7 protein-coding genes, 1 pseudogene and 1 riboswitch are annotated in these 9,774 nt (G+C 72.0%); of the genes and pseudogenes, 6 read left to right on the top strand and 2 right to left on the bottom strand.

Annotation, left to right across the window (positions count from 1 at the left end; all coding sequences use genetic code 11):
* From AB0C29_RS19465 to AB0C29_RS19440, 6 genes and pseudogenes are all read left to right on the top strand, one after another.
* Nucleotides 1-795 (top strand): FtsX-like permease family protein (locus AB0C29_RS19465; protein WP_360821956.1); only part of this gene is annotated, 795 nt, incomplete at its 5' end.
* Complete coding sequence (locus tag AB0C29_RS19460) at nucleotides 792-2,024, top strand: sensor domain-containing protein (RefSeq protein WP_360821954.1); 1,233 nt, start codon at nucleotides 792-794, stop codon at nucleotides 2,022-2,024. The genes AB0C29_RS19465 and AB0C29_RS19460, both read left to right, overlap by 4 nt.
* 2 nt (nucleotides 2,025-2,026) lie before the next feature.
* On the top strand, nucleotides 2,027-2,671 hold the full coding sequence (locus AB0C29_RS19455) for a response regulator transcription factor (protein ID WP_360556263.1): 645 nt from the start codon (nucleotides 2,027-2,029) through the stop codon (nucleotides 2,669-2,671).
* A 55-nt stretch (nucleotides 2,672-2,726) separates the two neighbouring features.
* Nucleotides 2,727-3,491, top strand: a pseudogene (locus AB0C29_RS19450) (serine hydrolase); the annotation flags it as partial.
* Nucleotides 3,492-3,672: 181 nt separating this feature from the next.
* A riboswitch (cobalamin riboswitch) is annotated at nucleotides 3,673-3,746 on the top strand.
* 51 nt (nucleotides 3,747-3,797) lie between these two features.
* Nucleotides 3,798-7,349: a cobaltochelatase subunit CobN gene (cobN, locus tag AB0C29_RS19445; protein WP_360821952.1), complete on the top strand. Its 3,552-nt coding sequence runs from the start codon at nucleotides 3,798-3,800 to the stop codon at nucleotides 7,347-7,349.
* 47 nt (nucleotides 7,350-7,396) lie between these two features.
* Nucleotides 7,397-8,002, top strand: coding sequence for a dihydrofolate reductase family protein (locus AB0C29_RS19440; protein ID WP_360821949.1), 606 nt, complete (start codon nucleotides 7,397-7,399; stop codon nucleotides 8,000-8,002).
* Here AB0C29_RS19440 and cobF read toward each other — a convergent pair.
* Together cobF and AB0C29_RS19430 are read right to left on the bottom strand one after the other, a co-directional pair.
* Entirely contained in the window at nucleotides 7,981-8,760 is a 780-nt protein-coding gene (gene cobF, locus AB0C29_RS19435; RefSeq protein ID WP_360821947.1) for a precorrin-6A synthase (deacetylating), read from the bottom strand. The two genes, AB0C29_RS19440 and cobF, sit on opposite strands and share 22 nt — an antisense overlap.
* A gap of 272 nt (nucleotides 8,761-9,032) precedes the next feature.
* The coding region (locus AB0C29_RS19430) for an ROK family protein (protein ID WP_360821945.1) at nucleotides 9,033-9,774 on the bottom strand (742 nt) is incomplete at its 5' end.

Here is a 9,774-nt window from a genome sequence, read left to right as displayed (position 1 = left end):
CGCCCGTCCCGGATGCGCCCCGCCGCGGCCCTGGCCGAAACAGCGGCCCCCCGCCGGCGCCTCGGCCGCGTACGCACGACGGCCGGGCTGATCCTGATGATCGGCGGCACCGTGCTGTCGATCACGATCGCCGACCTGGACGCGGAAACCACTGACGCCCTGGGCCTGCTGGTGATGCTGGCCCTCTGCGTCGGCGCAGGCCTGCTGGGTCCGGCCCTGCTCCGGGTCGCGGCAGTCGCCGCAAGGCTGTTCGGCGACACCGGCCGACTGGCCGGCGACACCATCGCCGTCCGAGCGAAAGCCCTGTCCAGCGCCCTGGTGCCGCTCACCCTGGCAATCGCCTTCACCGCCGTCAAAGTCATCATCCTGAAAACCACGGAGCACACGACAGGAACGGCACCGGCGGCCGCGGACCGCTGGCTGGAGTATTCCGGCACCTCGGTCTACGTCGCCTTCGCCGCGGTGGCAGCGGTCAACACCCTGGTCACGGTGATCTTGTCCCGCCGCCGCGACCTAGCGGTAACCCAACTCGCCGGAGCCACCCGCAGGCGCGCCCTGACGGTCGTGGTCTGCGAGGCTCTGCTGGTGACCGCAACAGCACTGGTGGTGGGCGCGGCGGTGGCCGCGATCACGACGCTGCCGCTGCTGCACACGGCCCTGGGCACCTGGGCGCCGTGGATGCCGGTCAGCTGGCTCGTCACCGGGGTGCTGGCCACGGCCGCCCTGGTCCTGGCGGGGACCGCGCTGCCGGCGGCCCTGGCGATGCGCCGGCCCCCGATCGAGGTGGTCGGATGATCGTGGTGCGGGCCTGGCTGACCGCACGCACCTGGCGGGAGCTGGCCTACCTGGTCTCCGGGGTGTTTCTCGGAGTGCCGACCTTCGTGCTGGCCGTGGTCGGTGCGGTCACCACAGTGGCGTCGGCGCTGACCGTCGGGCTGCCGCTGCTGGTCGGTGTGCTCGCCCTCGCCCGGCTCACCCCCCGCTACTTCCGCGGCCCGGCCCGGAAACTGCTCGGCTGGGACTGGGCCGACCCACCGCCACTGCCCGCCCGCACGTGGTGGGGACGGGTCCGGGCGTTGCCCAGCGACCCGACCGCGTGGCGGGCGCTGACCTATTGCCTGGCCCGGTGGCCGCTGGCGGTCGTCGGGGCGTACCCGGGTCTGTTCGCCGTGGTGGCCGCGCCGGTCGGCATCACCTATCCGCTGTGGTGGTTCCTGGTCCCCGCGGACGACACCGACACGTGGCCGCACACCTGGATCATCGCGCTGCAGGGCCTCGCGGTTCTGCTGGCGACGCCCTGGTGGCTGCGGCTGATCGTGCTGCTCGACCGGTTCCTGGTGCGGGCCCTGCTGCACCCGAGCGAGGCCCAGCGCCGCATCGCGGAGCTCGAGGCCGGCCGCGCGGCCCTGCAATCGGATGCGGCGGCACTCCTGCGCCGCGTCGAGCGCGACCTGCACGACGGCACGCAGGCCCGCCTCGTCGCCCTGGGTCTGACCCTGTCCCGGATCGAGAACCGCAGCACCGACGAGCCGGTCCGCAAGCTGGCGGCGGACGCCCGCGGCACGGTCACGGAAGCGCTGGCGGAACTCCGCGACATCGTCCGCGGCATGCACCCACCGGCGCTGGACGACGGCCTCGAAGTGGCCCTGACAACCCTGGCGGCCCGCAGCGCGGTGCCGGCGGAAGTCACCGTGTCACTGCCCGCCCGCCCACCGGACGCGACGGCATCGGCCCTGTATTTCGCGGTGGCCGAACTCCTCACCAACGTCGCCCGTCACGCGAACGCATCCCGGGTCCGCATCAACCTCCGCAAGGAGAACCGCCGCCTACGCCTGACGGTGACCGACGACGGCCACGGCGGCGCGGCGGTCATCGACTTCGGCCGGACCCGGCCCGCTGCTTCTGGGACCGGATTGGCCGGGCTGGCCCGGCGAGCCGCCGCACTCGACGGCTCGCTGACCGTGAACTCACCCCCGGGCGGCCCCACCACAGTGACGATGATTCTTCCCGAGATCGGAGGCTGACAGTGCGCGTGGTCATCGCCGAGGACAATCCGCTGCTGCGGGACGGGATCGCCCTGCTGCTCGGCGAGCATGACGTCGAGGTGGTCGCCGCCGTTCCCGACGCCGGCGCGCTGCTTGCTGCCGTTGCCGCCGATCCGCCCGATGCTGCCGTGGTTGATGTGCGGATGCCGCCCACATACACCGATGAGGGTCTGCGGGCGGCGTTGACGATCCGGTCCGCGTACCCCGGGGTCGGGGTCCTGGTCTTCTCGCAGTGGGTCGAGACCAGTTATGCGCGGCAGCTGCTCTCCGAGAACGCCGGGCGGGTCGGGTATCTGCTCAAGGACCGGATCGTCAGCACCGACGAGTTCGTCGGGGCATTGCGCCGTGTAGCGGACGGCGGCACCGCCCTGGACCCCGAGGTCGTCCGGCAACTGCTGGCCGCGCCGGCCGTCGACGCCGGTCTGGCCCGGCTCAGTGACCGGGAGCGGGAGATCCTCGGGCTGCTCGCCGAGGGACGCTCCAACGTGGCCATCGCGGAGGCCCTGCACCTGGTCGAACGCAGCGTCGAGAAGCACGTCACCGCCATCTTCACCAAGCTCGACCTGCCCCAGGCGCGCACCGATCACCGGCGGGTGCTGGCCGTGCTGCGGTATCTCCGGGCATGAGCGGGCGTGGTGTACGTTGCCGCGTGGTCCACCGTCCGTCCATTGAGGGAGAACGATGTCAACCAGCATGTCCCGCCGTTCGGCACTCGGTCTCGGCGCCGCGGCAGCAGTCGCGGGTGTCGGCGTGAGCACCCCCGCCCAGGCCGCGGCGGCCGGCCCGGCGAGCATCAAGAAGGTGTACGCGAAGGAGAAGGCCAAGGTCGGCGGCCTCTGGCACACCCACATCGCGGCCGTGGACAGCACCGGCGCGATCAAGGGAATCGTCGAGGACGACGCCGACCACGTCACGTACGGCTACAGCGTGCAGAAGCTCGCCGTGGCCACCGCCGTCATGGACAAGATCGACCGTGGTCAGCTGACCCTCGGCACCAAGCTGGACCTGCAGGCCGACATCATCCTCGGCGGCTCCGGCATCTACCACCTGCACCGGGTGTGGGGCGACGAGATCACGGTGGCGAACTTCCTGACCGCGATGCTGCTCGTCTCGGACAACACGGCGGTCCGCATGTGCGGCCGGGTGGTGCCGGCGCTGGAGATCAACGAGATCCTCGCGGCCAAGGGCTTTGTGCACACCCGGGTCGAGCCGGTGGCCAACCCGAACCGCTTCTTCCTGGGCACGACCACGCCGCGGGAGATGCACGACCTGCTGTGGCGCCTGGCGACCAAGACGCTGCTGAAGCCGGAATCGTGCGACTTCCTGCTGAGCATCACCCGCTGGCTCAACGGCTACCACGACGGCGTCCGCCGGGTGATGTCGTCCAAGGAGCGCGAGCGGGTCGCGACGAAGTACGGCGCCGACTTCAACGACCTGGGCGAGTCCCGGCACGAGGCCGGCATCATGTTCAGCCCGGACGGGGTGCCGCTGCTGACGTACGCGATGTTCGCCGAAGGCCTGGGCGACCCCGACCCCGGCGGGCGTTCTCCGCCCGGCACCCGGCGCCTCGCCTTGACGTTGCTCGTGCGCTTCTGGAGAGTGGGAGGCCACGTGCGGCGACGCCGCGGAGGAAGCCGGTGCGAGTCCGGCGCGGTCCCGCCACTGTCAGAGGGTCCTGATAGACCTTCGAGCCAGGAACTCCGGTCGCCGTGAATTCCACCGATCCGGGGCGCGGACCCCGAGGGGAGAGCCGTGTTTCTGCTGCTGTCGACGTCTGACACCGACCTGCTGAGCGCTCGGGCCAGCGGGGCCGACTACCGCCTGGGCAATCCCGCGCGCACGCAGGTCGCCGATCTGCCGGCGCTGCTCGACGGGGTCGAGCTGGTCGTCGTGCGGATCCTCGGCGGCCGGCGGGCCTGGGAGGAAGGGCTCGACGCGCTGCTGGCCGGGCCGGTCCCGGTGGTGGTGCTCGGCGGTGAGCAGGCGCCGGACGCCGACCTGATGAAGCTCTCCACCGTGCCCGCGGGTGTGGCCGCGGAGGCGCACGGCTATCTCGCCTACGGCGGCGCCGACAATCTGGCCGCCCTGCACGACTTTCTCTCCGACACGATCCTGCTGACCGGGCACGGCTTCGCCGCTCCGGTGCCCGCGCCCGACTGGGGTCTGCTGCCGCGTGCGGCGACCGAGCGGACCGGCCCCACCGTCGCGGTGCTCTACTATCGCGCTCATCACATGGCCGGAAACACGGCTTTCGTCGAGGCCCTGTGCCAGGCGATCGAGGCCAAGGGTGCGCGGCCGCTGCCGATCTTCACGTCCTCCCTGCGCACGGCCTCGCCCGAGCTGCTCGCCGAGCTGCGCAAGGCCGATGCCCTGGTGGTGACCGTGCTGGCGGCCGGCGGCACCAAGCCGGCCACCGTCTCCGCGGGCGGTGACGACGAGGCCTGGGATGTCGGGGTGCTCGCCGATCTCGACGTGCCGATCCTGCAGGGCCTGTGCCTGACCAGCAGCCGGGCCGCGTGGGAGGCCAGCGACGACGGGCTCTCCCCGCTGGACGCGGCGACCCAGGTGGCCATCCCCGAGTTCGACGGCCGGATCATCACCGTGCCGTTCTCGTTCAAGGAGATCGACCCGGACGGCCTCTCGATCTACGTTCCCGACCCCGAGCGGGCCGCCCGGGTGGCCGGCATCGCGGTCGCGCACGCCCGGCTGCGGCACATCCCGCCGGCCGAGCGCCGGATCGTGGTCATGCTCTCGGCGTATCCGACGAAGCACTCCCGGATCGGCAACGCGGTCGGGCTCGACACGCCCGCCTCCACGGTCCGGCTGCTGCAGGCCATGCGGGAGCGCGGCTACCGGATCGGTGACTTCCCGGGCGTCGCCGAGGGCGACGGCGACAAGCTGATCCACGCGCTGATCGCGGCCGGCGGCCAGGACCCGGACTGGCTGACCGAGGACCAGCTCGCCGGCAATCCCGTACGGATCACCGCCTCCGCCTACCGGCAGTGGTTCGCGACGCTCCCGGCCGACCTGCGCGAATCCATGGAACGGCACTGGGGCGAGGCCCCCGGCGAGCTGTACGTGGACGACGACGCGATCGTGCTGGCCGCCCTGCGCGACGAGAACGTGGTCGTGATGGTGCAGCCGCCCCGTGGTTTCGGCGCCAACCCGGTCGCCATCTACCACGACCCCGACCTGCCGCCGAGCCACCACTATCTCGCGGCCTACCGGTGGCTGGCCGACGACTTCGGCGCGCACGCGGTCGTGCACGTCGGCAAGCACGGCAACCTGGAATGGCTGCCCGGCAAGAACGTCGGCATGTCCGCCTCGGACGGCACCGACGCGGCGCTCGGCGATCTGCCGCTGATCTACCCGTTCCTGGTCAACGACCCGGGCGAGGGCACCCAGGCCAAGCGGCGGGCCCACGCGACGCTGGTCGACCACCTGATCCCGCCGATGGCCCGGGCCGAGTCGTACGGCGACATCGCCCGCCTCGAGCAGCTGCTCGACGAGCACGCCAACATCGCCGCGCTCGACCCGGCGAAGCTGCCCGCCATCCGGGCGCAGATCTGGACCCTGATCCAGGCGGCCAAGATGGACCACGATCTGGGCCTGGCCAACCGGCCCGACGACGAGGAGTTCGACGAGTTCATCCTGCACGTCGACGGCTGGCTCTGCGAGATCAAGGACGTGCAGATCCGCGACGGCCTGCACATCCTCGGGGCCGCGCCGAGCGGCGAGGCCCGGGTCAATCTGGTGCTCGCCATGCTGCGCGCCCGGCAGATGTGGGCCGGTCAGGTGGCCGCACTGCCCGGTCTGCGGGAGGCGCTCGGTCTGGCCGAGGACGCGTCCACCGCCGAGACCGACGCCGTGGAGGCGCGGGCCCATGCGCTGGTCGCCGCCATGGAAGAGGCCGGCTGGGAGCCCGCCGCCGCCGACCGGGTCACCGACGACGAGACAGTGGCCCAGGTTCTGCGCTTCGCCGCGACCGAGGTTGTGCCCCGGCTCGCGCGCACGACCGACGAGCTGACCAATGTCCTGCACGCCCTCGACGGCGGCTACGTGCCGGCCGGGCCGAGCGGGTCGCCGCTGCGTGGCCTGATCAACGTGCTGCCGACCGGCCGCAACTTCTACTCCGTCGACCCCAAGGCCATCCCGAGCATGCTGGCCTGGGAGACCGGGCAGGCGATGGCCGAGTCACTGCTGACCCGCTACCGCGCCGACTACGGCGACTGGCCGAAGTCGGTCGGCCTGTCCGCCTGGGGAACGAGCGCCATGCGGACCGCCGGCGACGACATCGCCGAGATCCTCGCCCTGATGGGGGTACGCCCGATCTGGGACCCCGCCTCCCGCCGGGTCACCGGCATCGAGCCGATCGAGCTGGCCGAGCTGGGCCGGCCCCGGATCGACGTGACCGTACGCATCTCCGGCTTCTTCCGCGACGCGTTCCCGCACGTGGTGGCCATGCTGGACGACGCGGTCGGGCTGGTGGCCGGGCTGGACGAGACACCCGAGCAGAACTTCGTCCGGGCGCACGCGCTGGCCGACGTCGACGCGAAGAAGTCGTGGCGGCAGGCGACCACCCGGATCTTCGGCTCGCGGCCGGGCGCGTACGGCGCGGGCATCCTGCCGCTGATCGACAGCCGCAACTGGCGCGGGGACGCCGACCTGGCCGAGGTGTACGCGGTCTGGGGCGGCTTCGCCTACGGGCGCGGGCTGGACGGGGTCGAGGCGCGCGGGGACATGGAGACCGCGTACAAGCGGATCGAGGTCGCGGCCAAGAACATCGACACCCGCGAGCACGACATCGCCGACTCCGACGACTACTTCCAGTACCACGGCGGCATGATCGCCACGGTACGGGCGCTGACCGGGCGGGCGCCGGCGGCGTACATCGGTGACTCGACCAACCCGGACGCGACCAAGACCCGCAGCCTCACTGAGGAGACCGCCCGGATCTTCCGCGCCCGCGTGGTGAACCCGCGCTGGATCGCGGCGATGCGCCGGCATGGCTACAAGGGCGCGTTCGAGCTGGCCGCGACGGTCGACTACCTGTTCGGCTACGACGCGACCGCGGGCGTGGTCGCCGACTGGATGTACGAGCAGCTGGCGGCCAGCTACGTGCTGGACCCGGACAACCAGAAGTTCATGACCCAGTCGAACCCATGGGCGCTGCACAGCATCACCGAACGGCTGCTGGAGGCGGCGGACCGCAAGCTCTGGGAGTCCCCGGAGCCGGCCACCCTGGCCGCGCTGCAGCAGGTCTACCTGGAGACCGAGGGCGATCTGGAAGGCGACGCGGAATAGTTCGCGGGCGCATGTCGAGCCGGCGCCGGTGACTCCGACCCATGGGCATGAAGAGCGAAACGAGCAACCGCCGCGTCGTCGGAAACATCTCCCTGTCCCTCGACGGCCGCACCACCGGCGTCGGTGGCGACTACGACATGGGCTGGATCGTGCCGCACGCGGTCACCGAGGCCGGCCGCGACCACATGATCCGGGTGACCGAGCCGGCCACCACCGTGCTGCTGGGCCGCAAGAACTACCAGGGCTTCGGCAGCTACTGGCCGGCCGTCGCCGGCAACCCCGAGGCCGATGAGCGCGACCGGACCTTCTCGGCCTGGCTCAACCGGACCGAGAAGGTGGTGTTCAGCACGACCCTGACCGAGGCCCCCTGGGAGAATTCCCGCGTCGTCGCCGGCGACCTGCCCGAGGAGGTCCGCAAGCTGCGGGCCGAGGCCGGCGGGGACATCATCGTGCTGGCCAGCAGCAGTATCATCCGCGCCCTGCTCGACGCCGAACTGCTGGACCGGCTGTGCATCACGCTGTGCCCGGCCGTGGTCGGCGGCGGCGCCCGGCTGCTGGAGGACGGCCTCCCCGCCTCCACGTGGACGCTGGCCGATACGACAACGTCAGAATCCGGGGCGCTCTGCCTGATCTACGACCGGGTGTCCGCCTGATCGGCGTCGCGACGGCGCAACAGGTACGTGTCCATGATCCAGCCGTGCCGTTCCCGGGCCTCGGCGCGGACCCGGCGGATCTCGTCGCCGACCTCGGCCAGCGGACCGGAGATCAGCAGCTCGTCCTCGGTGCCGAGGTACGCACCCCAGTAGATGTCCACGTTCGCGGCGTCGACCGACCCGAACGTCTGGTGCGCGTCCAGCATCACGATCACGTCGTCGACGTCCGCCGGCCACTGCTCGGCCAGCCGCCGGCCCGTGGTGACCTGGAACGGCCGGCCGACCCGGTTCAGGCCGACCCGGTGCTTGGCCGCCAGCGTCGAGACGCTGCTGATGCCCGGGATGACCTCGTAGGAGAAGGTGGTCTCGCCGCGGGCCAGGATCTCGTCGAGGATGCTGATCGTCGAGTCGTAGAGCGACGGATCACCCCAGACCAGGAACGCCCCGGTCTCCTCGTCGAGCAGATGCTCGCGGATCAGCGCCTCGGTCACCTCGGACCGGCGGTGCCGCCAGTCGGCGATCGTGCCCTCGTAGTCGGCGGGGGTGCGGTCGCGGTCCGGGTCGCGGCCCTCGGCGATGCGCCGGCTGGGGCGGGCGTACGCCTTCAGCAGCCGGCGCCGGAGCTCGATCAGGCTCTCCTTGGTGTCGCCCTTGTCGAGCAGGAAGAACACGTCGGTCCGGCCGATCGCCTTGGCTGCCTGCAGGGTCAGATGGTCCGGGTCGCCCGCGCCGATCCCGATGACGTAGATCTTCCGCACGCCCAGCAGTCTGCCGCACGCCCCCGACACACCGAACCGCAGGCCCACGCCGAAGTGCCGAAGCCGCCCGGGGTCGCAGTCCCGCGAGATTCGCCGGGGGCGGCGGAGCCACGGCACGGCCTGGCAACGGAAGGAAGCGGACCGGCGGCGGGGTGGGGCAGGCGGCGGAAGTGGCAGCCCGGAACGGGTCGGACGCCGAGAAGCGGGAAGCCGGACGCCGGGAAGCCGGACGCCGGACGCCGGAACAACGAGGTCCGAGGTTGCCCATCGGGTCAGACGGCGACTGCCGCCGCCCGTGCGTGCTCCAGCGCCAACTGCAAAGCCCCATGCAACGCAGCCTCCGTGCCCAGAGTCCCATGCTCGACCCGCGTCGGCCCGGGGAACGAGATCGCCGCCCGCACCCGCGGCAGCAGCGCCGGATGCGTCCCGACCGGCCCTCCCAGCAGCACCAACGCCGGATCCACCACCGCCGCCACCGAGATGATCGCCCGGGCCACCGCCGCCGCGAGCACCCGCAACGCCGTCTCATCACCGCGATCGAGCAGCTCCAGCGCCGCCGCCACATCGTTGGACGGGGCGTCCGAGCGGCCGAGCCCACCAGCCGCCAGATCACCGGCGATCGTCGGAGCTCCGGCGCCCGGCAGGTAGCCGATCTCACCGGCCAGCCCGTGCGCGCCGCGGATCAGCTGGTCGCCGATGTAGAGCCCGACGCCCAGGCCCGCGCCCACGTAGACGTACGCGAAGCTGGCCTCGCCCGCCGCCCGGCCGGCGCGGTGTTCGGCCAGCGCGGCCAGATTGACGTCGTTGTCGACCAGGATCGGGGCCGGCACCAGGTCGCCGATCAGTTCGGCCGGGCTGAGCAGGCCTTCCGGGAACGGCGTGCCGGCCAGCGGGACGACCTCGTGGGTGACCGGGTGCACCGGGTTCGCGATGGAGATGCCGACGGCTCGCAGCGGCCCGGGCTGGGCGGGGAAGGCGTCGACGGCCGCGCGCAGGTTGGCCAACAGGGCTGCC

It is taken from the genome of Actinoplanes sp. NPDC048791, from assembly GCF_040650095.1.
GTDB lineage: Bacteria > Actinomycetota > Actinomycetes > Mycobacteriales > Micromonosporaceae > Actinoplanes.
This window is presented reverse-complemented; position numbering and strand designations above follow the sequence as displayed.

Excerpts from the sequence above, each read along its gene's own strand:
- AB0C29_RS19460 (WP_360821954.1), top strand. The coding sequence starts at position 792 with ATGATCGTGGTGCGGGCCTGGCTGACCGCACGCACCTGGCGGGAGCTG.
- AB0C29_RS19440 (WP_360821949.1), top strand. The coding sequence starts at position 7,397 with ATGAAGAGCGAAACGAGCAACCGCCGCGTCGTCGGAAACATCTCCCTG.